The 24,536-nt window shown below is 44.0% G+C and carries 24 protein-coding genes and 1 pseudogene; 21 read left to right on the top strand and 4 right to left on the bottom strand.

Going from position 1 to position 24,536, the window contains the following annotated elements:
- Nucleotides 1-33 precede the first annotated feature (33 nt).
- Nucleotides 34-282, top strand: coding sequence for a hypothetical protein (locus HMPREF2685_RS06925; RefSeq protein ID WP_070466078.1), 249 nt, complete (start codon nt 34-36; stop codon nt 280-282).
- Between the two features lie 17 nt (nt 283-299).
- Here the strand turns inward: HMPREF2685_RS06925 and HMPREF2685_RS06920 are convergent, their stop codons facing one another.
- The 3 genes from HMPREF2685_RS06920 to HMPREF2685_RS06910 form a co-directional block, all read right to left on the bottom strand.
- Nucleotides 300-1,604, bottom strand: a complete 1,305-nt coding sequence (locus HMPREF2685_RS06920; RefSeq protein ID WP_070466076.1) for an aminotransferase-like domain-containing protein — start codon at nt 1,602-1,604, stop codon at nt 300-302.
- Nucleotides 1,605-1,667: 63 nt separating this feature from the next.
- Complete coding sequence (locus tag HMPREF2685_RS06915; protein WP_070466074.1) at nt 1,668-2,315, bottom strand: PAQR family membrane homeostasis protein TrhA; 648 nt, start codon at nt 2,313-2,315, stop codon at nt 1,668-1,670.
- The gene (locus tag HMPREF2685_RS06910; protein WP_070466073.1) at nt 2,290-2,757 is read right to left on the bottom strand and encodes a DUF1836 domain-containing protein; all 468 of its coding nucleotides are present in this window, start codon (nt 2,755-2,757) and stop codon (nt 2,290-2,292) included. The genes HMPREF2685_RS06915 and HMPREF2685_RS06910 overlap by 26 nt, the downstream gene beginning before the upstream one ends.
- Before the next feature lie 99 nt (nt 2,758-2,856).
- On the opposite strand from HMPREF2685_RS06910, the gene yaaA reads away from it, so the two are divergent.
- Nucleotides 2,857-3,582: a peroxide stress protein YaaA gene (gene yaaA, locus HMPREF2685_RS06905; protein ID WP_070466071.1), complete on the top strand. Its 726-nt coding sequence runs from the start codon at nt 2,857-2,859 to the stop codon at nt 3,580-3,582.
- 118 nt (nt 3,583-3,700) lie between these two features.
- Here the strand turns inward: yaaA and HMPREF2685_RS06900 are convergent, their stop codons facing one another.
- Nucleotides 3,701-4,147 (bottom strand): MarR family winged helix-turn-helix transcriptional regulator, encoded by a 447-nt coding sequence (locus HMPREF2685_RS06900; RefSeq protein ID WP_003001765.1) that lies wholly within the window; start codon nt 4,145-4,147, stop codon nt 3,701-3,703.
- A 291-nt stretch (nt 4,148-4,438) separates the two neighbouring features.
- Between HMPREF2685_RS06900 and HMPREF2685_RS06895 the strand changes: the two genes are divergently transcribed.
- The 19 genes and pseudogenes from HMPREF2685_RS06895 to HMPREF2685_RS06810 all read left to right on the top strand — a co-directional run bounded on the left by HMPREF2685_RS06895 (nt 4,439) and on the right by HMPREF2685_RS06810 (nt 24,503).
- A complete protein-coding gene (locus tag HMPREF2685_RS06895) occupies nt 4,439-4,852 on the top strand; it encodes a cell wall elongation regulator TseB-like domain-containing protein (RefSeq protein ID WP_037607928.1) in 414 nt (137 codons plus the stop codon).
- 16 nt (nt 4,853-4,868) lie between these two features.
- A complete protein-coding gene (locus HMPREF2685_RS06890; RefSeq protein ID WP_003007583.1) occupies nt 4,869-6,047 on the top strand; it encodes a pyridoxal phosphate-dependent aminotransferase in 1,179 nt (392 codons plus the stop codon).
- Between the two features lie 148 nt (nt 6,048-6,195).
- A complete protein-coding gene (asnS, locus tag HMPREF2685_RS06885; protein WP_003007581.1) occupies nt 6,196-7,542 on the top strand; it encodes an asparagine--tRNA ligase in 1,347 nt (448 codons plus the stop codon).
- Between the two features lie 68 nt (nt 7,543-7,610).
- On the top strand, nt 7,611-8,348 hold the full coding sequence (locus tag HMPREF2685_RS06880) for a DUF1003 domain-containing protein (RefSeq protein ID WP_070466069.1): 738 nt from the start codon (nt 7,611-7,613) through the stop codon (nt 8,346-8,348).
- A gap of 58 nt (nt 8,349-8,406) precedes the next feature.
- The gene (locus HMPREF2685_RS06875; RefSeq protein ID WP_070466068.1) at nt 8,407-9,606 is read left to right on the top strand and encodes an MFS transporter; all 1,200 of its coding nucleotides are present in this window, start codon (nt 8,407-8,409) and stop codon (nt 9,604-9,606) included.
- A gap of 419 nt (nt 9,607-10,025) precedes the next feature.
- A pseudogene (locus HMPREF2685_RS06870) lies at nt 10,026-10,838 on the top strand (ABC transporter permease); the annotation flags it as partial.
- 54 nt (nt 10,839-10,892) lie between these two features.
- Nucleotides 10,893-11,267: a TnpV protein gene (locus HMPREF2685_RS06865; protein ID WP_044681971.1), complete on the top strand. Its 375-nt coding sequence runs from the start codon at nt 10,893-10,895 to the stop codon at nt 11,265-11,267.
- A 366-nt stretch (nt 11,268-11,633) separates the two neighbouring features.
- Nucleotides 11,634-13,553, top strand: coding sequence for a tetracycline resistance ribosomal protection protein Tet(O) (gene tet(O), locus HMPREF2685_RS06860; RefSeq protein WP_000691759.1), 1,920 nt, complete (start codon nt 11,634-11,636; stop codon nt 13,551-13,553).
- A 51-nt stretch (nt 13,554-13,604) separates the two neighbouring features.
- On the top strand, nt 13,605-13,778 hold the full coding sequence (locus HMPREF2685_RS10210) for a cysteine-rich KTR domain-containing protein (RefSeq protein ID WP_011528024.1): 174 nt from the start codon (nt 13,605-13,607) through the stop codon (nt 13,776-13,778).
- A 489-nt stretch (nt 13,779-14,267) separates the two neighbouring features.
- Nucleotides 14,268-14,777 (top strand): sigma-70 family RNA polymerase sigma factor, encoded by a 510-nt coding sequence (locus HMPREF2685_RS06855; protein ID WP_000872511.1) that lies wholly within the window; start codon nt 14,268-14,270, stop codon nt 14,775-14,777.
- Nucleotides 14,778-14,871: 94 nt separating this feature from the next.
- Nucleotides 14,872-15,297: an RNA polymerase sigma factor gene (locus HMPREF2685_RS06850; RefSeq protein WP_070466066.1), complete on the top strand. Its 426-nt coding sequence runs from the start codon at nt 14,872-14,874 to the stop codon at nt 15,295-15,297.
- A gap of 83 nt (nt 15,298-15,380) precedes the next feature.
- Nucleotides 15,381-15,854 (top strand): sigma factor-like helix-turn-helix DNA-binding protein, encoded by a 474-nt coding sequence (locus tag HMPREF2685_RS06845; protein ID WP_070466064.1) that lies wholly within the window; start codon nt 15,381-15,383, stop codon nt 15,852-15,854.
- Between the two features lie 153 nt (nt 15,855-16,007).
- A complete protein-coding gene (locus HMPREF2685_RS06840; protein ID WP_070466062.1) occupies nt 16,008-17,030 on the top strand; it encodes an AAA family ATPase in 1,023 nt (340 codons plus the stop codon).
- Between the two features lie 518 nt (nt 17,031-17,548).
- Nucleotides 17,549-18,514 carry a MobV family relaxase gene (mobV, locus tag HMPREF2685_RS06835; RefSeq protein ID WP_001145977.1) on the top strand — a complete coding sequence of 322 codons (966 nt, stop codon included), beginning with the start codon at nt 17,549-17,551 and terminating at the stop codon, nt 18,512-18,514.
- A 7-nt stretch (nt 18,515-18,521) separates the two neighbouring features.
- Nucleotides 18,522-19,376: a ParB/RepB/Spo0J family partition protein gene (locus tag HMPREF2685_RS06830; protein ID WP_000743701.1), complete on the top strand. Its 855-nt coding sequence runs from the start codon at nt 18,522-18,524 to the stop codon at nt 19,374-19,376.
- Between the two features lie 76 nt (nt 19,377-19,452).
- The gene (locus HMPREF2685_RS06825; protein WP_000659121.1) at nt 19,453-19,683 is read left to right on the top strand and encodes a YdbC family protein; all 231 of its coding nucleotides are present in this window, start codon (nt 19,453-19,455) and stop codon (nt 19,681-19,683) included.
- Nucleotides 19,684-19,753: 70 nt separating this feature from the next.
- Nucleotides 19,754-19,945, top strand: a complete 192-nt coding sequence (locus HMPREF2685_RS06820; protein WP_000503424.1) for a hypothetical protein — start codon at nt 19,754-19,756, stop codon at nt 19,943-19,945.
- 53 nt (nt 19,946-19,998) lie between these two features.
- Complete coding sequence (locus tag HMPREF2685_RS06815) at nt 19,999-22,764, top strand: ATP-binding cassette domain-containing protein (protein ID WP_148130448.1); 2,766 nt, start codon at nt 19,999-20,001, stop codon at nt 22,762-22,764.
- Nucleotides 22,761-24,503 (top strand): ABC transporter ATP-binding protein, encoded by a 1,743-nt coding sequence (locus tag HMPREF2685_RS06810; protein ID WP_070466060.1) that lies wholly within the window; start codon nt 22,761-22,763, stop codon nt 24,501-24,503. Before HMPREF2685_RS06815 ends, HMPREF2685_RS06810 begins: the two co-directional genes overlap by 4 nt.
- Nucleotides 24,504-24,536 lie beyond the last annotated feature (33 nt).

The raw sequence follows: 24,536 nt of genomic DNA, 5'->3' as shown, positions 1-24,536 counted from the left end.
TAAAGAAAAGAACAGAAAAAGGAAGCATAAACCATGTCAAACGATCTGATCATGATGGGAGTTGTGATTGTCTTATTTGGACTTTATTTCACCCTTCAAGTAGAGCTTACTAAAGTTAGAAATCAATTCACCCACTATCTTCTAAAACCAGGTAGCATCTCCAAGGAACAAAAAGAGAAGTACCTCAAAGAACCAGAGATGGAAGCGATTCGCTTAATTCGCATCGACTATCGGATTGGCCTTCAGAATGCCAAATTGGTCTATGAGCACTTAAAAAAATAAGAAGACCCTCGTATAGTCTATACGAGGGTTTCTCTTTCAAAAAAAGGCGTCAGCTTTGGTAAAACGTTGGCAACATCTGCTGATTGGATTTTTGCTAGTTGATAGGGACAAGGAGTGATGTAGGCTGCTTCAAAAAAATCAAGCGGGAGTCCACTGTGTTTTAAGGAAGCAAGAGATTTGACTTGATGAAGATCTACTAGGACCCCATCGTGGGTCAGGGTCAGATGAGGGAGAAGAGGAGACTGATCCATCAAAGTCTTCAGACTTTCTTCTTCCTCTTTTTTTCTGGCGAGGAGTCGCTTTTTATTGGTCAGGTACATACCATTATCGATATAAAGGCTCAAAGCCTTTTGCATAATAAGGTTGCTATCATAGTCCAGAATTGTCTTATAGGTCAAGACAGGTTTAAGAAGGGCTTGGGGAAGGATCATGGAAGTGATGCGAAGAGCAGAAAAGAGATTGGTCGAAAAAGATTTGATATAGATGACTCGGTCCTTTTGATCCAAATAATGAAAAGAAGGGGCATTGCTGCCATCAAGATCTCCAAGATAGTCATCCTCAACAAGGTAGACATCATATTGGTCAGCTAGTTGCAAGATCGCTTCTTTCTGCTTGGTCGAATAGCTATGACCAAGCGGATAGTGAAAACGAGGGATCGTGTAGAAGAATTTGATATGGCCACTTTTGAAAATCTCTTCAAGTTCCTCGAGATCAATCCCCGTTAAATTACGTTGAATGGTACGGTAGGCAAGTCGCTGCGAATCTAAGAGTTGGTTCATCCGATGATAAGTCGGTTGCTCGATCAAGATCTGCGATCTTTTATTGGGAAAGTCAATCTGGCTGAGGATATTGAGCGCCTGCTGGGTACCAGCAGTCAAAACAATCTGATCCGCAGTCGTATAAATACTTTCTTCCTTTAATAAGCCTTGAATCGATTGGCGTACTTCGAGTAAGCCTGCTTGGTCCGAAAAGTTATTAAAGAGATAATTCTCCCGACCAATCAAGGTTTCATTGATACAGGTCCGGAAGTCCTCGAAAGCCTGGTTGCGGTCTTTCTCTAATTTTAGTGGAATATCCTCATGTCGATCAGGTTCTTGCTCCAAAACATAGTAGCCACTCTGAGGCTTAGCATAGAGGAAGTGCTGGTAAGTCAAGTCCAGCAAGGCACGTTGCACCGTGTCCTTACTACAAGAAAATTGACTAGCTAACTGGCGAACAGAAGGAATTTTTTGTCCAGTTTCCAGTTCTCCATCTTGAATAGCTTCTTTTAAGAAATCGATAATTTGTTGGTATTTGCTCGTCTTCATTCCGACTGTCCCCATACAGTTTTTTTCTATTGTACAGAAAAAATCACAAAAAAACCACTCATAAGAGTGGTGAGCGTATTACATAAAGTATACAATCGCTAAATACTGAAGAGCAGAAGCTGCAAGGATGAAGAGGTGCCAAATCATGTGGAAGTATGGTTTTTTCTTAGCATAAAAGCCAGCTCCAACCGTGTAGCACAGACCGCCCATGAGCATGAGACCCCAGAAGATCGGATTGGTTTGGCTAACGATTTGGGGAATAATAAAGATGACCAACCAGCCCATGATCAAGTAAAGAGCCAGACTGAATTTTTCATTGACTTTTTTGGCAAAGATTTTGTAGAGAATACCAAAGATGGTGGTTCCCCATTGGATCAAAATAATGCTGTAGCCCATCCAGTTGTTCATCAAGGTAAGGACAACTGGCGTGTAACTGCCTGCGATCGCAATGTAGATCATGGAATGGTCGATAATGCGAAGCACATACTTTTGAGGAGAATCATAAGACATAGCATGGTAGATAGTCGAAGACAGAAACATCAAAAATAGGCTAACGACAAAAATAGAAGTCCCAAAAGCGCTAAGAAGACCGTGCTGCTCAAAGCTGTAGACTGCTGAGATCGGAAGCAGGATGAGCATAAGGAGGGCTCCAACAGCGTGGGTTACACTATTTGCGATCTCCTCACCAAAAGATAATTTTTTACTTAGTTTCATGGTATAATTCATCAGTTTCTTCCTCCTTGTTTGCTGGTTGTATATAGGATAAGGTTTCTAGATAAAGTTGAACTGTCTGACAGGCAGAGCGAATAATGGGAGCGATTGGATCTTTTTGCTCATTGAGATAAGCGACAAAGCTATTATAGAGAAGATCTGAGCTCGCCTGGTCCTGCAAGAAGTTTAAGGTAGAAGCGATCTCCTGAATAGAAAAGACCGTTTTTAAGGTTGTAATAGCGATCAAGCGAGCCACCTGTCTACGCTGGTATTTCTTCTTATCTGGTTTTTCGACATAGCAATGTTTTACGTAATTGTTGATCATGGCAGCCGTCAAGCCCTTGTCAGAAGAAGAGAGAACAGGTGCACAGGTTTTATTGACATAAAGTAGGACCTGATCGAGATAGAGGTCTAGCTCAGGTAGTTGCTCCCACGTTGGATAGGAAAAAGTGGACACGAAATCTTCACCTTTCTTTTATCTAGTTTTCATAACTAGATAATAACATTAATAAAAACTCCTGTCAAGAAAATTTGAAAAATATGGTACAATAGACCTATGAAACTATTAATTCCATCCGCTAAAGAACTGAACGAACAGGCTCGTATCGTCGAGCCCCAACCCTTGTCAGAGAACACAAAAACTATCCTCCAAGCTTTGAAGGCATTCTCCCTAGAAGAATTAGCGACCTTTTACGAGATCTCAGAAGAAAGAGCCCTAGTAGAAAAGGAAAGAATTGAGGCTCTGGTAGATGGGAGTGCCAAAACCTATCCTGCTTTGGAACTGTTTGATGGCCTTATGTACCGTAGTATCGAGCGTCAAGACTTATCCCAAAAAGAGCAGGCTTATCTGCAGGAACATTTGTTGATCACGACTGCTTTATATGGTGTACTACCTGCCTATGAAGGGATTGCGCCCCATCGCTTGGATTTTATGATGAAGCTAAAACCAGCTGGAAAGGCTCTAAAGGCATTCTGGAAAGAGGACTATGATCGGGCAGTAGAAGGTGAGGACCAGATCTTATCCCTTTTGTCTTCTGAGTTTGAACAGGTCTTTTCAAAAGCCATTCGTGAGCGAATGACTCGGATCAAATTCATGGAGAATCGTGGGGGGACCCTGAAGATTCACTCGACGATTTCAAAAAAAGCACGTGGGGCCATGGTGACAGCTATGATGAAGGAAGAAATCACCCAGCTAGAAGATCTGAAATCACTAGAAGTGGCAGGTTTCTCTTATCGTAAGGATTTATCGCAAGAGAAGGAATGGGTCTTTGTGAAAGAATAAATAAAAATATTCCTGAGAAGCGTCAGGAATATTTTTTTTAACTGTTAGATAAAGAGAATGCACGATGAAAACTCCAAAATAGAGGATTTTGGAGTCAGAATCGTCTTGAGCAGTAGGCTTAGGCGATATGTTTGAATTTCTTCAAGAGTTCTGTCAACTCAGCTTGCTCGCCACTATTAAAGACTTGCATCAAGCGTTGAATATTTTTGATATGATCTGGAAGAGCTTCTTCGATCTTTTTACGACCGGCATCTGTAATAGATACAAGATAAGCACGGCGGTCTTCTGGATCGGTTTCGCGTGTAATCCAACCATCGCGGACCATATTGCGAATAACCACAGTCATATTTCCAGAGGTCGCAAGAATGCTATCAATCAGATCTTGAATGCGAAGATCGCCTTTGCTGTACAAGGTCTCAAGTACAGAGAATTGAGTTGGTGTCAACTGGTGCTTTTTAAAGATATGAGCCTCAGACGCACGGATCAATCGTTCTGCCTTGTGGAAGACGATCATGGTTTTTAAATCTACGTTTGCTTCTTTGAATAATCTCTTTAAATTTTCCATATCTATATTTTATCAATAAATAGTATTTCTGTCGTTTAATTTTATTTTCAAATTAGTTACAAAATTGTGACAAATTTATTAAACTATGAACAAATGATAGCAAAGGTGTTAATTTTACTTTGCTTATCAAACAATTTTATACTAAAACATTGTAACAGGTATGAAATATTAGTAACAACTCTTTCTTGAAAATCTATAGAATTCTAGGTGGCTTTGGTGTATAATGAGGGAGTGAAACAGAAAAATAATCTTTTTATAGTATGGCAACATATAATAGGAATCTGTATCTTAGTGTTGACGGTCCTTTTTTCTTGGCTATTTCTTGCTGAAAAAACTTCTGATCGCTTGCAGGATCAGATTGCACAAGCAAGAAAAATAGCTCTGTCTCACTCTTCGATTGCGACCATTGAGACGGATAGTTTCTTTCATGGCAAAGAAGCCTATCTTTCCTTTATTGGCAAGGACCGAGAGGGGCAAGAACTAGCGGTCTTGGTGGCGCAGGCGGATGATGCAGTCTATACCTACCCTTTGAAAGAAGGAGTTAGTTCCAAAAAGGCAGCTTCCGTCGTCAAAGAGAAGAGTCAGGACGCTATTGATCGGGTAACTTTTGGACGCTTTAAAGGCAAACCGATCTGGGAAGTCAAGGTTGGGAGCTCTTATTATGTGGTGGATTTCAAGACTGGGAAAGTCACCGGTGTTTTTTAGGATTTGAGGAGGAAATATGAAATTATCAAATCGTGTATTGGAAATGGAAGAAAGTGTGACCTTGGCTGCAAATGCGCGTGCCAAAGCTTTGGCAGCAGAAGGTCGTGATATCTTAAGTTTGACCCTGGGTCAACCTGACTTTGCGACTCCAAAAAATATTCAAGAAGCAGCAGTCGCATCGATCGAGGATGGTCGCGCTAGCTTTTATACGGTCGCATCTGGACTTCCAGAATTGAAGGATGCCATTAGCGACTACATGAAAGAGTTTTATGGCTATGCAGTGAATCGAAATGAGGTTGTGGTCGGTACTGGTGCTAAGTTTATCATCTATGCCTTCTTTACTTCTGTCATCAATCCAGGTGATGAAGTCATCATTCCAACCCCTTGCTGGGTTTCTTATGTAGACCAGGTGAAGATGGTAGAAGGCACACCTGTTACTTTCCAAACAACAGAAGAAAATCACTTCAAGGCAACGGTAGAGCAATTGGAAGCAGCACGGACAGACAAGACCAAGGTTGTCTTGCTGAATTCGCCATCCAATCCAACAGGAATGATCTACAGTAAAGAAGAACTCGAAGCAATCGGAAACTGGGCTGTCGAGCATGATATCTTGATTTTGGCAGACGATATCTACGGGCGATTAGTCTACAATGGCAATACCTTTACGCCCATTTCTAGCTTATCAGAAGCGATTCGCAAGCAAACCATCGTGATTAACGGAGTTTCTAAAACCTATGCTATGACTGGTTGGCGGGTTGGTTTTGCTGTAGGAGATTCTGAGATTATCGGAGCTATGGCCAAGGTGATCAGCCAAACAACTTCCAACTTAACAACCGTTTCCCAATATGCCGCAATCGAAGCCCTCACAGGAGACCAATCTTCTATTGAGATCATGCGTCAAGCTTTTGAGGAACGCTTGAATACTATTTATCCTTTGTTGAATGAAGTACCTGGTTTTGAAGCCATCAAACCTCAAGGAGCCTTCTATCTCTTCCCAAATGTCAAGAAGGCCATGGAGATGAAGGGCTATACGGATGTGACGGAATTTACCACTGCAATTTTAGAAGAAGCAGAGGTTGCTTTAGTAACGGGAGCTGGCTTTGGTGCCCCTGAAAATATTCGCTTGTCTTATGCGACAGATTTGGACACCCTGAAAGAGGCTGTTCGCCGACTCAAGGCCTTTATGGAAAAATAAAATCGCAAGATCCTTAGTAATGAGCTGAGGATCTTTTTCTTTAAAAAAAATCTGGTTTTCACAGGTAGAGCCTAGCACTGAAAGCCTTTTTATGATACAATTAAGAAGATAATGTCTTCGGACAAGTTTAACGAGAAAAGGAAGATGAATGATGACAAAACGGATTACTATCATCGAAGTAAAAGACTATGTTGGTCAAGAAGTGACCATCGGTGCTTGGGTGGCCAACAAATCAGGTAAAGGAAAAATTGCTTTCTTGCAATTGCGTGACGGGACTGCCTTTTTCCAAGGTGTGGCTTTTAAACCAAACTTTATCGAAAAATTCGGCGAAGAAGTGGGGCTTGAAAAATTTGATACCATCAAACGCTTGAGCCAAGAAACATCAGTGTTTGTGACTGGTATTGTCAAAGAAGACGAGCGTTCTAAATTTGGTTACGAATTGGATATTACAGACATCGAAGTGATCGGTGAATCTCAAGATTACCCAATCACTCCTAAAGAACACGGGACAGACTTCTTGATGGACAACCGCCACTTGTGGTTGCGTTCACGCAAACAAGTTGCCGTTATGCAAATCCGTAATGCCATTATCTATGCAACTTATGAGTTCTTTGATAAGAATGGCTTCATGAAGTTTGATAGCCCAATTCTTTCAGGAAATGCGGCAGAAGATTCTACAGAACTTTTCGAAACAGACTACTTTGGAACACCAGCCTATTTGAGTCAATCAGGTCAGCTTTATCTGGAAGCTGGTGCTATGGCCCTTGGTCGCGTCTTTGACTTTGGACCAGTATTCCGTGCTGAAAAATCTAAGACTCGCCGTCACTTGACTGAGTTCTGGATGATGGACGCTGAGTACTCTTACTTGACACACGATGAGTCACTTGACTTGCAAGAAGCTTATGTCAAAGCTTTGCTTCAAGGTGTTTTGGACCGTGCTCCTCAAGCTTTGGAAACCTTGGAACGTGATACAGAGCTCTTGAAACGCTACATTGCTGAACCATTCAAACGGATCACCTATGATGAAGCCATTGATCTCTTGCAAGAGCATGAAAATGATGAAGATGCGGATTATGAGCATTTGGAACATGGTGATGACTTCGGCTCACCACATGAAACTTGGATTTCAAACCACTTTGGTGTGCCAACATTTGTCATGAACTACCCAGCAGCTATCAAGGCCTTCTACATGAAACCAGTTCCTGGAAATCCAGAGCGCGTGCTTTGTGCAGACTTGCTTGCTCCAGAAGGCTATGGAGAAATCATCGGTGGCTCTATGCGTGAGGAAGACTACGATGCCCTTGTTGCAAAAATGGATGAACTTGGCATGGATCGTACAGAGTATGAATTCTACCTTGACCTTCGTAAATACGGTACAGTTCCACACGGTGGATTTGGTATTGGGATTGAGCGTATGGTAACCTTCGCAGCTGGTACAAAACACATCCGTGAAGCTATTCCATTCCCACGTATGTTGCACCGTATTAAACCTTAATAGACGTAAAAACGCCATTAGGCGTTTTTCACTTTTATCTGCTTCAAAAAACTATGAAAGGAATTTCAATGCTGAAAATAGACATCATTGATGGGAAAGAATACGAAGAAGGCCAAGGATCTTTGATTGCGGATCTGGACCATTCCATTCAACAGATGCTCAAGACATCCTATCCGGAAAGTCAAATGGATGATTTTATCACGTATAAAAATTTGAGCCAATATTGTATGGATTATCTAGGTCAGATTATTGAGCGTGCCAATGATAAAAACGAAGCCATTAAACAGCAGGTGACAGGTGTCATGCCCGAAAGCGAGCGCCCCTTTAACGTTGAAGACCGCTTGACAGCCAGCTATACCTTCGGTCAGCGGGTAGCAGATTCTGTTGCGCGCTTCGGTGGTTCTTGGACCTTTATTATTAGCTTCATCATGATGATGGCTATCTGGATGTTGATCAATGTCTTGCATCCCTTTGGCTGGAATTTTGACCCTTATCCTTTCATCTTGCTCAATCTAGCACTTTCTACGATTGCGGCGATTCAAGCTCCTTTGATCATGATGAGCCAAAACAGGGCAGCAGATTATGATCGCCTGCAAGCGCGAAATGACTTTAACGTCAATATGGAGTCTGAACGGGAAATTCGCTTGTTGCATACGAAGATTGATCATATGGTGCAGCAAGACCAGACGGATTTACTGGAAATTCAAAAGTTGCAAACCGAATTGTTGGTGTCCTTGTCTAATCAAGTGACCCAATTGCGTCAAGAACTGAATCAAGAAAGAATGAAGGAGGTGGAGAAAATGTAGGCAACTCTAAGTAAGTCTTTTAGAAACACTTATATAATCTATTGAAAGAGGAAAAACAATGTTTAAAAGAACTTACAAACGCAATATTTCACTCCTAGCAGGTCTGGAATTTACATCTTATTTTGGAATCACCAGTTTTTGGATTCTCTTTTTTATTCAAAATGGTCTTTCTTTGCTTCAGATTGGTTTATTAGAGAGTATCTTTCATGGGACGAGCCTTTTATGCGAGATCCCATCTGGTATGTTGGCCGATCGCTTTAGTTACAAGACCAATCTTTATTTGGCTCGCTTGTCCAGTATTGGATCCTCGATCTTGATTTTATTTGGTCAGGGGAACTTTTGGATCTATGCGATTGCTATGATGGTCAATGCTTGGTCTTATAATTTTGACTCGGGGACTAGTACAGCTTTCTTATTTGATTCAGCGGTAGAAGCAGGTCAAAAAGACCGTTATCTTCAGATTTCTAGCTTCTTGTCTGGTGTGGCCGAAGTCACCCGAACGTTAGGTACAGTCGTGGCAGGCTTCTTTATTCACGGAGCATTGGCTTGGACCTATTATATTGCTATTGGGCTTTCCTTGCTTTCTATTCTTTTGATCTTTCTGATGAAGGAGCCAGAGAGCAAGAGTGATGAAAGAAATCATTTGACCTTAAAGCGGATATTGGAGGTAGTGAAACAAGAATGGCTGGAAAAACCAGTCTTATTTTACTGGATGCTCATCTATCAGTTGGTAGGGACCATCATGTGTATGTTTTATTTTTACTACCAACAGAAAATTAGTGACTTAGCTAGTTGGCAAGTTTCGCTCATCATGTTAATTGGTAGTGGATTCAATCTCCTAGCGGTTTATTTGGCCAGTCAAATCGGGAAAAAATGGAATAGTAATCAAGTCTTTCCGATTCTAGTTGCACTGACAGGGTTGGCCTTGCTTTTAGTAGGTGTAAAGACCCCATTCGCCTATCTGAGTGTCTATCTCTTAACCAATGCCCTTTATGCCGTTTACCAACCCATCTACTACAATGATTTACAAGCCTATCTACCTTCCAGTGTACGAGCAACCATGCTGAGTATCAATTCGATGATGTTTAGTTTATCTATGATCGTGATTTTCCCACTGACTGGTTGGTTGATCGATACTTGTGGATTTGTAGCAGTCTTTCTTGTGCTAGGCCTTATAACATTCCTATCTTTCCCTCTCTTACTGATTGGTTTAGGGAGAATGGGCAAGACCTTAAGCGAGGTGACAAAGACTGAATAAAACTTATAGGGTTCTTGAGTCTAACAAGATTTAAATAGCAGAAAAACTGAACAATCCTTCTATGCTATGTAGGAATAGTAAGATTGAAGACAAAGTCATCTTAGAAACTTTCCTTAGGTGAGTACGGACGTCAGCGAACTTCGAAGAAGTTCCATGACTAATTATTGAGCCTAAGGTCTCAACAATTCCGAGTGCTAGAAACAATAGTGTTTCTAGCACTTTTCTCACTGCGGAAAGTTTCAGTAGATGATTAAATATCTCTACCAAAATAAATTATTTTCTACTTATAGAAGTTAATAGATTTATATTAAAGAGCTGTTTGTCTACGTTCTTACTTTTTCTGCTCTGCAGGGAGAGTTTTTTTGTCAGTTAAAATTGTGGTAAAATAGGTATATCCTATTTAGAAAAGATCGAGTAGTATGAAATCATTATTGAAGTATTTTAAGGGCTATCTATGGGAAACTTTTCTAGGGCCCGTGTTTAAGCTTTTAGAAGCTATTTTTGAATTGTGCGTGCCTTTAATCATTGCCCACTTAGTCGATCAGGTCATTCCGAAAAAGGAAACGAGTGGGGTGGTGATGACGGTCGGTGCTTTGTTTTTATTTGCTAGCTTTGGTGTCGTTGTTGCTATTACGGCTCAGTATTTTTCATCTAAAGCAGCTGTCGGATTTACCTGTGAGATGACCAAGGATTTGTATGATAAGATCTTGTCCCTTCCAAAGGACAAGCGAGATAGAATCGGTACATCTAGTTTGGTAACCCGTCTCACTTCTGATACCTATCAAATCCAGGTTGGGATCAATCTCTTCTTGCGCCTCTTTTTGAGGGCGCCGATTATTGTCTTTGGCTCTATTATCATGGCCTTTACGATCAGTCCGAAATTAACCCTTTGGTTCTTGGGGATGGTGGCCATTTTGACGCTGATTATTGTCATCATGTCTCGGATTGTCAATCCTCTCTTTGCAAACATTCGAAAAATTACAGACCGGATGGTCACGGTGACGCGTCAGCAATTTCAAGGGATGCGAGTGATTCGGGCCTTTGGACAACAGGCTAGTGAATTAGAAGATTTTAGAGAGGTCAATCAGGACTACAAAGTCTGGCAAATTCGCGCTGGTATCTTGTCTAGTTTGGTCAGTCCCTTGACTTTCTTAGTCGTGAATACGACCTTGGTCTGTGTCATTTGGCAGGGACAATTGACTATCTCTGCTGGCCTTCTAAGCCAAGGGATGTAGGACGGATTTTGCGGACATTCAAAATAAAAAAGAATGTGGAGGTAACAGACAATGGCAAAGACAATTTTTGAGGAAATGGGCGGCAAATACGAAAGGCAAGGCGATTATTTAATACCGTGCTTAACTGTACCCGCCGAAGAAGAACAGCCGATAGGCATCTGGGGACAGCGGCATTTGGATTATCTGAAGCATCACTGCAAAGTTACATACACCAATCTTCTTACAAGCGGCAGACTTAACGCTTACCTTGCCGACATCAACAGACAGGCACAGGAACGCTTTGAAAGGCTCATAGAGGGTATGAAACAGGCACAGGGCATAACGGAACAGCTAAAGGCAGAAAACGCCTTAGAATGGACAGGATGCCTCAATAACATAAGGGCTTGTGCGAGGGAGATTGTGGAAAAGGAAATTATTTTTGCATAAACAGATGATTAGTGGCAGGGGGAAATCCTGCCGCTTTTTCTGCTTTAGTTTGTCAGCTTGACAAATAAAGGGTTAAGGAATATAATTAGATTCAGTATTATACAAGGAGTTAATAAATATGCGGCAAGGTATTCTTAAATAAACTGTCAATTTGATAGTGGGAACAAAAAGTAGCAGTCCCGTTTCACTTTTAATATGGGGCTTAGTTTTTTGTACCCAGTTTAAGAATACTTTTATCATGTAATTTTATATGCCCGAAAACATATAAGTGTTTTGGGGCTATTGGAGTTATTTACCCAGTGATAGGAGTATTTATCACTGGGTATTTTTATGCCCTTTTTTGGGTGTTGATAGGAGGAAAATCACATGAAAATAATTAACTTAGGCATTCTGGCTCACGTTGACGCAGGAAAGACAACATTAACGGAGAGTTTATTGTATACCAGTGGTGCAATTGCAGAACCAGGGAGCGTAGATAAAGGCACAACAAGGACAGATACAATGAATTTGGAGCGTCAAAGGGGAATCACTATCCAGACAGCAGTGACATCTTTTCAGTGGGAGGATGTAAAAGTCAACATTATAGATACGCCAGGCCATATGGATTTTTTGGCGGAAGTATACCGTTCTTTATCCGTATTAGACGGAGCAGTATTATTAGTTTCTGCAAAGGATGGCATACAGGCACAGACCCGTATACTGTTTCATGCACTACAGACAATGAAGATTCCGACAATTTTTTTCATCAATAAAATTGACCAAGAGGGGATTGATTTGCCAATGGTATATCAAGAAATGAAAGCAAAGCTTTCTTCGGAAATTATAGTGAAGCAAAAGGTTGGGCAGCATCCCCATATAAATGTAACGGACAATGACGATATGGAACAGTGGGATGCGGTAATTATGGGAAACGATGAACTATTAGAGAAATATATGTCAGGGAAACCGTTTAAAATGTCAGAACTGGAACAGGAAGAAAACAGGAGATTCCAAAACGGAACGTTATTTCCCGTTTATCACGGAAGTGCTAAAAACAATCTGGGGATTCGGCAGCTTATAGAAGTGATTGCCAGTAAGTTTTATTCATCAACGCCTGAAGGTCAATCTGAACTATGCGGGCAGGTTTTTAAGATTGAATATTCAGAGAAAAGGCGGCGTTTTGTTTATGTGCGTATATATAGCGGAACATTGCATTTGAGGGATGTTATTAAAATATCTGAAAAAGAGAAAATAAAAATCACAGAGATGTGTGTTCCGACAAACGGTGAATTATATTCATCCGATACAGCCTGCTCTGGTGATATTGTAATTTTACCAAATGATGTTTTGCAGCTAAACAGTATTTTGGGGAACGAAATGCTGTTGCCGCAGAGAAAATTTATTGAAAATCCTCTCCCTATGCTCCAAACAACGATTGCAGTAAAGAAATCTGAACAGCGGGAAATATTGCTTGGGGCACTTACAGAAATTTCAGATGGCGACCCTCTTTTAAAATATTATGTGGATACTACAACGCATGAGATTATACTTTCTTTTTTGGGGAATGTGCAGATGGAAGTCATTTGTGCCATCCTTGAGGAAAAATACCATGTGGAGGCAGAAATAAAAGAGCCTACTGTTATATATATGGAAAGACCGCTTAGAAAAGCAGAATATACCATCCACATAGAAGTCCCGCCAAATCCTTTCTGGGCTTCTGTCGGGTTGTCCATAGAGCCGCTCCCTATTGGAAGCGGAGTGCAGTATGAAAGCAGAGTTTCACTTGGATATTTAAACCAATCGTTCCAAAATGCGGTTATGGAGGGGGTTCTTTATGGCTGCGAGCAGGGGCTGTATGGATGGAAAGTGACAGACTGTAAAATCTGTTTTGAATATGGATTGTATTATAGTCCTGTAAGTACCCCCGCAGACTTTCGGCTGCTTTCCCCTATCGTATTGGAGCAGGCTTTAAAAAAAGCAGGGACAGAACTATTAGAGCCATATCTCCACTTTGAAATTTATGCACCGCAGGAATATCTCTCACGGGCGTATCATGATGCCCCAAGGTATTGTGCAGATATTGTAAGTACTCAGGTAAAGAATGACGAGGTCATTCTGAAAGGAGAAATCCCTGCCAGATGTATTCAAGAATACAGGAACGATTTAACTTATTTCACAAATGGGCAGGGAGTCTGCTTGACAGAGTTAAAAGGATACCAGCCAGCTATTGGTAAATTTATTTGCCAACCCCGCCGCCCGAATAGCCGTATAGATAAGGTTCGGCATATGTTCCACAAGTTAGCTTAACAGCTTGCAAAAGTCATATAAAATGAGATTTGAAAGGATTAGAGACTAATTATGATGAAATGCGAATGGATATTGTGTCCTGTTTGTGGGAGCAAAACCCGTAATAAAATTAGGAAGGACACTGTTTTGGAGAATTATCCCCTTTATTGTCCAAAATGCAGACAAGAAAGCTTGATTAAAGTTGACAACTTGAAGATAACTGTCATCAAAGAGCCAGACGCTTAAGACGCAGAGCCGATGAAATTGTGGAACAATTCACGAATCATCGGCTCTTTTTGTTTCGTATTTGAAAGAACAAACTCACCAAATAAAAAAAACGATATTCGGGTGGGTTATTTTGTTATACCCTAAATTACCCTCTGAATTTGTTTTTAAATTTGGAGGGATTTTTTTATGTTCTTTTTTCGGGCGGTTATTCATCTGCTCATACGAAGTAAAATTTATCAATACATAGCATATCAGAGAATGGCAGGAAACCAGTTAAAAAAATTTCTGCCAGTGCAGCGGTACTTCTCACCTTGAAAGTGGAAGTACAATCTCCATACAACAGAATTTGTATTTCCCATAACCGTGAAGGTCACAGAGCCTTTGCGGTTTTTCTTTTGTCGTTTTTTGTTGGAAAGTGCCGCAGGGCTGTTTCTGGTGTGCGTTGCCGCTCCCCGCCTCTCCATCTGGATTTTTACATTTCAAAAATTCAGATTGGAGGTATTAGCGGTGAAATACGCACCAAGAAAAGTATATATCAAAGAAAGCGGCGGCTATGTGGAACTGTCCTATACGGATTTCTGCCGCCGCAGGCAAGCCGACAAGGGATATATGGACAAGCTGTTTATCCCCGTCCAAGGTTGTCTGCTTGAAGTCGTAAGGGAGCAATATGCGGACTTCTACCGTGACAGGGAGCGGTGGCGTTACCTGCAAAAATTAGATGCGAGGAACAGCCTGCTATCTCTGGACGGATTTACGGACAGCGAGGGGAATCCTCTGGACTTTATCGCTGATGAAGCGGCGGACATTGCGGAAACCGTTGTCAATGCTGTTATGGTGGACAGGCTGAAAGCCGCCCTGCCTTTGTTGTCGGATAGTGAGCAGGAGTTGATACAGGCAATCTTTTTTGACGGACTTTCCGAGCGTGAAGTCGGGGCGAGGTTAGGCATAACCCAGAGCGTTGTGAACAAACGCAAAGCCAGAATCCTAAGAAAACTAAGAAAGATAATAGAAAATTAAAATTTAAGGCGTTCAGCCCCCTTGTTTTTTCCTTTGGGAAAATGAGGGGGCTTTTCTCTGCCCTCTCAATCAATTCTGATTGGAGGAAGAAAGAATGGCATACAACCACGGACGGGAGGACAGGAAATGGCGTATCTGGAAAGAAGCGGAGGAAAAGCTGCTGCGTGAGTGCGGCGTTGATGAAGTGACCATTGAGCAGATACGCATAGCGGACAGGGCAGACTTCAATTCCAACAGGCGGTTTTACCGATGGACGAATGACGTTGCGGAATACCTTGAGGACATGGCAGACAGGGAGCGGCAAGCGGAGGTGAATACAGTTGAGGAGTTACTGGACGAGATTGAGAGCGAAAATCTCTATCAAGTATTAGTCACGGTGGACGGGCGTACCTTGAAAATCGTCCTGCTGAAAATGCAGGGGTATTCCACAAAGGAGATTGCCCCACTTGTGCATTTGACGACTGGTGCCATCTATGCGAGGTTAGACCATCTGCGGAAGAAGCTTCGGAAAATTTTGTAAGCGTCTAATACATCCCATTATTCTGCGGGCTACTGGGTGGGGAGTGGAATCTCCCCGCTTATTTTTGGCAGGAGGAAAACGGGATGGCATATAAAGCTAAGGCGTACACGCTTCGGGAGGAATCCACGGAAAGCGGTATAAGGTATTTTATCAGTTTTAAGGACGGGCAGGGGGAACACCACGAACTGGAAGTATCCGAGCAGTTATTCTTTGAATTTCGGCAGATGGAACGCAGGAACAGGAATCTTCTCCAATGGGACGAGCGGCACAGGGAGTTTTCGGAAGTATGGGACGAAACGCTGAACAGGTGGGCGTTAAAGCTGCCTAAGAGCATTGAGGAACAAATGATTGAAGCAGAACGGGCGGAACTGCTCTGTAAGGCGGTTGACAGACTGCCAGAGATACAAAGGCGACGTTTCCTGCTCTACTACGAGTATGAGTTCAATTTTTACCAAATCGCCGCTATGGAGCATTGCACCGCTTCTGCAATACAGAAATCCGTTGCTGTTGCAAAGAAGAAAGTAAAAGCGGAAATGAGGAAATATCTCCAACCATGACCGACACCGCCCGAAAAAGAAATCTGTTTTTTATTTGTGTGGGATTGGCGGTATTACATACTCTCACTTTTTTCGTGGGAGTAAATCTATTTTTAAGGAGGTCAACGCCTATGTGCAACAAAAACAAGATAACTGCCCGAAAGGAGGAAACCCATGCAGAAGTTACAGACAGTCAACGCCGAAACGCTCCTTTATGAGCCGCTTGAGAAGCCGTCCTTTGTGGTGGACAGCCTTATCCCCACAGGCTTGTCGCTGTTCTGCGGCTCACAGAAGATAGGCAAGAGCTGGCTCATGCTGAAGCTGTGCTTATGCGTGTCGCAGGGAATCCCCTTATGGGACATGACGACAATGGAGGGCGATGTGCTTTACCTCTGCCTTGAGGACACGTTCTGCCGCATACAGGACAGGCTGTTCCGTTTGACGGACGAAGCGAGCGGGCGGCTTCATTTTGCCGTGGCAAGCTGCAAGCTGTCAGACGGTCTTATCGTGCAGCTTGAGGATTATCTGAAAGACTATCCAGACAGCAGGCTCATTGTCATTGATACCTTGCAGAAAGTCCGTACAGCTTCAAAAGACAACACCTATGCAAGCGACTATGGGGACATCTCCCTAATCAAAGATTTTGCCGACAGGCACTCTCTGGCGGTCATTGTCGTACACCACATCCGAAAGCAGAATGACAGCGATGTGTTCAACAAGGTGTCTGGGACGACAGGCTTAACGGGGAGTGCGGACGCTACCTTTGTTCTGGAAAAGGAGAAACGGGCATCTGACACCGCCAAGCTGTATGTAACGGGCAGGGACACGCCCTATCAGGAATACACGCTCCGTTTCCGTGATTGCAGTTGGGAACTTGTGGAGAGGAAAACGCAGGAGCAGCTTGCGAAAGAAACGATACCAGATGTCCTTTTTCGGTTGGTGGATTTTATGAGGGATAAGGAAGAATGGGCAGGCACGGCAACGGAGCTGTTAGCCGCTATGGGGGAAACGGAAACCATACCCACGGTGATTACGAAATGGCTGAATGAATATCACACCACATTTTTAAGCGAGAACCGTATCTGCTACCAGTACAGCCGCAGGAAAGACGGCAGGCAGATTGCCCTTGCAAGGAGGGCGGGTGACAGCGGTGACAGCGATATTGGGATACCCCCTGTTACTGTCATTGACGCTTAAAGCCATGTAAAGTTGGCGGCTCTGCCCTGCGGGTGACAGCGGTGACGGCAGTGACAGTGATTTTAGGATACCCTGCCGCTGTCATCCCTACGGGAGAACACCCCGCAAACGCAAAATGCAGGCGTGGGATTCACCCGCCCTTTTCGGGCGTGTAAAATCACCCCTGCGGTCAGAAAAATCTCTCCGATTTTTCCGACTGCGTTTACAGGGTGTAACACACTACACTTTGCCCTGCAAAGAGCCGTGTGCCAGACGTTCCCTCTGGACTCCCTTATGGCAGGTCTTACGCCCTGCTATCCTACGCCTTGCGGCTTCGGATAAAAGAACGGCGGCATGACGGTTACAGCTCTTGCGAGGGAGTATCCCAAAAACACCGTCACCATCGTCATGACCGTCATGCAGGGGATAAGGGTGACAGTTACGGCAATCGGCAGGGGGCATCCCAAAACTGCCGTCACCACCGTCACCGCTGTCACCCAAAGGGCAGTTACCCGCCGAAGAAAGGAAGATGATGGATTATGCCCTATGCAATCCTGCGTTTCCAGAAACGCAAAGCGGGCGGCGTTGCGGCTTGCGAACGCCACAACGAGCGGAAGAAAGAAGCCTACAAAAGCAACCCAGATATCGACATGGAACGCTCTAAAAATAACTATCATCTTGTCGCACCGCCAAAGTACACCTATAAGAAAGAGATTAACCGAAAGGTAGCCGAAGCAGGGTGCAGGACAAGGAAAGACAGCGTGATGATGGTGGAAACGCTCATCACGGCTTCACCAGAATTTATGAACCAGTTACCGCCCGAAGAACAGAAAGCGTATTTTACGATGGCTCTGGATTTCATTTCGGAGCGTGTCGGGGAGCAGAATATCCTCTCCGCAGTCGTCCACATGGACGAGAGAACGCCCCATATGCACCTCTGCTTTGTGCCGATTACACCAGACAATAAGCTGTCCGCCAAAACAATTTTAGGCAATCAAAAGAGCCTGTCGGAGTGGCAGACCGCCTACCATGAGCGGATGTCCTCACGTTGGAATCAGCTTGAGAGAGGTCAATCTTCGATGGAAACCAAGCGGAAACACGTCCCCACATGGCTCTATAAGTTGGGCGGCAGGCTTGATAAGCAGTATGGGGAAATCGTGTCTGCCCTGTCCGACATCAACGCCTTTAACGCAGGGAAAAAGCGTGACAAGGCTCTGGAACTGGTTGCCGCATGGCTGCCCGAAGTGGAGAAATTCTCTAAGGAAATCGGCAGACAGCAGGCGTATATCGACAGCTTAAAGGAGCAAATCGGGCAGGAAGCCGACTATGCAGGGCGTATGCGTGATGAAAAGTACGAGCAGGAATTAAAGGTGCAGAAAGCCAACCAGAGGATATTTGAATTGCAGAGAACCAACGAGCAGATGGGGCGGCTGCTCTCAAAGATACCGCCAGAAGTGTTGGAAGAATTACAGAGAACAGGCAGAAACAAATCAAGAGAAAGGTAAAAAGTGAATGAAGAAACAGGATTTTAAGGTGTTAAAGACCAAAGATTTATACCCGTTTCCCGACAATCCGTTTCATGTTGTGGAGGATGAAACGCTGTCAGAGTTAGCGGAAAGCATCAAGGAATTTGGCATTGTCACGCCGATAATCACACGCCCGAAAGAGGACGGGAACGGTTATGAAGTGATTGCGGGGCAGCGGCGTGTCCGTGCGTCCGAACTTGCAGGTATAAATACCGTGCCTGCATTTGTCCTGCCCTTAGACCGTGACCGAGCCATCATCACCCTTGTAGACAGTAATTTACAGCGTGAAAATATCCTGCCATCGGAGCGGGCGTTTGCCTACAGGATGAAATCCGAAGCCATGAAGCGGCAGGGTTTCCGCACAGACTTAACCTCGTCACAAGTTGTGACGAAGTTGCGGACGGACGACAAAGTGGCACAGGGCTTCGGCGTGGGCAGGATGACCGTCCAGCGTTTTATCCGCCTGACGGAACTGATACCGCCGATTTTGCAGATGGTGGACGAGGGGAAAATCGCCCTCACACCTGCGGTGGAACTGTCCTTTTTGAAGAAAGACGAGCAGGAAAATCTCTTTGCCACGATGGAGAGCGAAGAAGCAACGCCCTCACTCTCACAGGCACAGCGGATGAAAAGCATGAGCCAGAGCGGGCAGCTTGACATGGATATGATATTTTCCATTATGACGGAGGAAAAGGGAAACCAGAAAGAAACCTTGAAAATCAACACAAGCAAACTGAAAAAATACTTTCCGAAGGACACAACGCCGAAGCAGATGGAGGAAACCATCATCCGACTTCTGGAACGTGAGTTGCAGAGAAAACGGAGCAGGGACAGCCGCTAACCTTCTTTTTTCGGGAAGTAAATGCAGGAATTTGGAACAGAAGAAAGACAGAATTTTAAGGAGAATGAGGTAAGGAATGAAAGAAATCCAGTATGAGATTGTAAAGGAAATCGCCGTATTGTCTGCGAGTGACAGCGGCTACACAAAGGAAATCAATCTTATTTCATGGAACGGGAGAGAGCCGAAATATGACATCCGCAGCTTTTCCCCGAACCGTGAGAAGTGCGGAAAGGGTATCACGTTGAACGCTGATGAAGCAGCGGCACTCCTTGAAGCATTACAGAAAGAAGTAAACAGCGGGGATTGATGGTATCTGATTGACAGGGCGGGGCGTTTCCAGACGTTCTCCTGCCCTGTCTGGAAAGGAAGATTTAAGTATGGGCGAGGATAGGAAAACAACTGGAAGAAGAAAGCGTATTGTGCCAAAAGGGCAAGTACAAATGATTATCAGTCGAGAATATATCGGCACACAGACCGTTGCAGAAGCGTTTGTCCCGATTATCTCCGAGGATATTCGGAAGAAGATTGCCGAGGGCGACACCTTCGACAATGAGGGGCTGTCCGCTTAGAATGTACGCAATGGAACATGAAAACGTTAGGACAGATATGGAGGTTTTACAGTATGGCAGGAATAAGAACGGAGAACAAGATTTATGAAGTCGGCATTTACTGCCGCTTATCAAAGGACGATGGCACGGATAACGAGAGTGCGAGCATTGCGACACAAAAATCCATCCTCACGGATTATGTGAAAAGGCAGGGATGGCATTTAGCAAAAACGTATGTTGACGATGGCTACTCTGGAACAAATTTCCAAAGACCAAGTTTCCAGAATATGATTAAGGACATTGAAAACGGGCTGATAAACTGCGTGATTACAAAAGATTTATCCCGTCTGGGGAGGAACTATCTTGATTGTGGGTTATATCTGGAAGTCTTTTTCCCAGAGCATAACGTGAGGTATATAGCGGTCAATGACGGCGTGGACACCTTAAACAAATCCGCTATGGACATCACGCCTTTCCGCAACATCCTAAACGAAATGTATTCTGCCGATGTGTCAGTCAAGATAAAATCGGCGTACCGTGCGAGGTTTCAGCAGGGGAAATTCATGGGAACAACAGCCCCTTATGGCTATGTCAAAGACCCTGCCGACCACAACCATCTGCTGATAGATGACAAAGTTGCCCATGTGGTAAGGGAGATATTCGACCTTGCGTTAGCGGGCAACGGCATCGCCAAAATCCGCAAGCACATCAACAAACAGCATATCCTACGCCCTGCCGCTTATGCGGTGGAGCAAGGGGCAACAGGCTATGAGCGGTACTTTGAGGATAACGAGGAAAACCGTTATATTTGGAGCGAGAACAGCGTGAGGGGCATTTTAAGAAGCCCGATATATGCGGGCAACCTTGCAGGCTACAAGCGGATTGCAGCCAACATGAAAAGCAAGAAACGCCCCTCTAAGCTGCCCGAAGAATGGGAAGTGATACCAGACACCCATGAGGGGATAGTCACGCAGGAGGAATTTGACACCGTACAGCAGCTTATGACGAGCCGCAGGCGGGAGCAGAACGCAGGGGGATTTGAGAATATCTTTTCGGACGTTATCAAGTGTGCGGACTGCGGCTATGCGATGCGGGCGGCGAGTGCCAACAGGAGGAAACGCCCCGACATCATCGACTGCGTACAATACACCTGCAATAATTATGGCAATGTTATGTGTACCGCACACAGCATTGAAGCGAGGGACTTATTCAATGCCGTCCTTGCCGACATCAACCGCTTTGCGGATATGGCGGTCAATGATGAAAAGGCGGTCAGAGCCATAGAAAGGCGGCTCACGGAAACAGACCAGAGCAGGGCGAAATCATTAGAGAAAGAAAAGAAGAAGCTGAACAAACGCCTTGCGGAGCTTGACAGGCTGTTTTCCTCTCTCTATGAGGACAAGGTAATGGAGCGTATCACGGAGCGGAATTTTGAGATGATGTCGGGGAAATACCAGAAAGAGCAGCTTGAAATTGAAGCACGGCTGAAAGAGGTAACGGAAACGCTCAATGACAGCTATGAGAAATCGCAGGGCGTGAGGGACTTTCTATCCCTAATCCGCAACTATCAGGGGCTGAAAGAGTTGGACGCAACCATCATAAACGCACTCATAGACAAGATACTTGTTTCGGAACGTGAGAAACTTGCGGACGGGACAGTAAGGCAGGAAATCAAGATTTACTATAAATTCATCGGCTTTGTCGGTGAATTACATATCACACCCACAAAGCGGTGGACGGCGTTAAAGCCTAAAAATTGTACGGTGTGCGGTGTTGAATACGTCCCCAGCTCTGGAATATCAAAGTATTGTCCCGCTTGTGCTAAGAGGATACAGAGGGAGAAATCAAACGAGAGCAAACGCAGGAGTAGGGAGAGGAACCGAAGGGCATGTATTGAACTGTCCGCAAAAAATGACCGACTGATGTTGGTCGCTTTGGTCAATTATTTATTACAAATTTTAACAGAATTGATCAAGCTGGCTATGCTGGTCACGTCTTTAAATGTCAGCTATATTTCAGCCAAGCGTGTCCAAGAGATTTTTGATTTGAAGGAAGAAGACCTCCTAGAAGCTTTGCCGGAAGAAACTGCAAGAGAGCAAGAAGCGATTAGCGCAGAGAAAGTTTCTTTCACTTATCCAACGGCTTCAAGCCCAGCTCTAGAAAATATTTCCTTTGATCTGGATCATGGACAGATGTTGGGGATTATTGGTGGTACTGGTTCTGGGAAATCGACTCTGGTTCAGCTGTTAAGTCATTTATATGCCGTTAGTCAAGGCCAATTAGCCCTCTATCATCAAGGACATTCTCCTAAAACTCTTAAGGAGTGGCGGGAGTGGGTAGCTGTAGTCCCACAGAAGGCAGAGCTCTTTAGAGGAACCATTCGCTCCAATCTCTTACTAGGAATGGATGAAAGTGTGACGGAGGATGATTTGTGGTGGGCACTAGAAACAGCTCAGGCGGCTGATTTTGTGCGTGAAAAAGAAGGACAGCTGGATGAGCCGGTAGAAGCCTTTGGTCGAAATTTTTCAGGTGGCCAACGCCAGCGGTTGACCATTGCGCGTGCTCTTTTGAAAAAGGCCCCTTTCTTGATTTTGGATGATTCGACTTCTGCCTTGGATTATTTGACGGAAGCTCGTCTCTTAAAATCGATTAAAGAAGAATTGAGTGACACAAGTTTTATCTTAGTATCTCAACGAACCAATAGTCTCAAGTCTGCCGATCAGATTTTGGTCTTGAACAAGGGGCATCAAGTAGGACTGGGAAATCATGATTTCCTCTTGTCCACGAATGAGATTTATCAAGAAATTCATGAATCACAACACGGGAGGGAGGAAGCATGAGTCAAAAACGTTCTAGTTATTTAAAACGTCTGTTTAGAGATTTTGCTCACCATCCCGGGCTCCTGATTCTAGCCAGTATCGGAACCATTGCTCAAGTAGCCTTAACGGTTTGGTTACCGATCTTGATTGGACATGCGGTTGACTTGGTCATTAATCCTCAAGGGATGAAAGTCTTATGGCCCGTTTTGATCCAGATGCTTCTAATCATTGTGGCCAATACCTTGATCCAATGGATCAATCCTCTTCTCTACAATCAATTGGTCTATCGGTTTAGCCAAACCCTAAGAGAAAAAGTGATGGAAAAAGTGCATCGCTTGCCCTTGTCTTATCTGGATAAGCAAGGGAGTGGGGATTTCGTCAGTCGTTTTACAACCGATGTAGAGCAACTTAATAGCGGTCTTCTCATGGTCTTTAACCAGTTCTTTGTGGGCCTCTTAACCATTCTCGTAACCATTGTAACCATGGCAGAGCTGGATTTCTTTATGATGGTAGCGGTACTGGTCTTGACTCCTTTGTCTCTTTTGATTGCTCGTTTTATTGCCAAACGTTCTTATACGCTTTTCCAAGAGCAGACCAAGGCGCGTGGCCTGCAAACTCAGTTGATCGAAGAGTCTTTGACGCAAGAAAGTTTGATCCAGTCTTTTAACGCTCAGGATCAATTCCGTAAGTCCTTTAAGGAGACTAATGAAACCTACGCCAAGTATTCTCAATCTGCTATCTTTTATTCTTCTACTGTCAATCCTGCGACTCGCTTTGTGAATGCCTTGATTTATGCAGTGGTGGCTGGATTTGGTGCGGTTCGAATCATTTCAGGTTCTCACTTCACAGTTGGTCAATTAGTGACCTTCCTCAATTATGTCAACCAATACACCAAGCCATTTAATGATATTTCCTCTGTCTTGTCAGAACTCCAAAGTGCCCTTGCCTGCGCAGAGCGCTTGTACAGCGTATTGGATCAAGATGAGATTGAGGAAACCGGCCATCAATTTTTGGAAACGGAGAATGTTAAAGGAGCGATTGCTTTTGAGCACGTAGCATTTGGCTATGATGTAGGACGGACCTTGATCAAAGATTTAACCATTCAGGTTCCAGCCGCTAGTAAGGTAGCGATTGTAGGGCCTACAGGAGCAGGGAAGTCGACCTTGATCAATCTGCTCATGCGTTTCTACCCTGTTAACTCTGGGATGATTACGATTGATGGGGTGCCGATTACGGACTACACCCGTGCTTCCTATCGCCAACAGTTTGGTATGGTTTTGCAAGAAACCTGGCTCAAGGTCGGGACCATTCATGAAAATATCGCCTTTTCTCGTCCAGATGCAACTAGAGAAGAAGTCATAGAAGCAGCTAAAGCAGCCAATGCGGATTTCTTTATCCGCCAGTTGCCACAAGGGTATGATACCTATCTTTCAGATGCTGGAGAGTCTTTGTCCCAAGGTCAATGCCAACTCTTAACGATTGCGCGTGTTTTTCTTTCGGTTCCTAAGATTTTGATCTTGGATGAGGCGACATCATCTATTGATACTCGGACTGAGGCTTTGATTCAAGATGCCTTTCATCAGCTCATGAAGGGACGGACCAGCTTTATCATTGCTCACCGCTTATCGACCATTCAAAATGCCGATATGATCCTTGTCATGGTGGATGGCGATATTGTTGAGCATGGCACTCATGAAGAGCTAATGGAAGCGCAAGGTGTTTACTACAAGATGCAGACAGCTCAGCAACAAATTAGTTAAAATAAAAAGAGAGTGGGACAGAAATCGGTAATT

It is taken from the genome of Streptococcus sp. HMSC074F05, assembly GCF_001808725.1.
Lineage (GTDB): Bacteria > Bacillota > Bacilli > Lactobacillales > Streptococcaceae > Streptococcus > Streptococcus parasanguinis_I.
The sequence above is the reverse complement of the archived record's forward strand: the minus strand, read 5'-3'. Positions and strand labels throughout refer to the sequence as shown.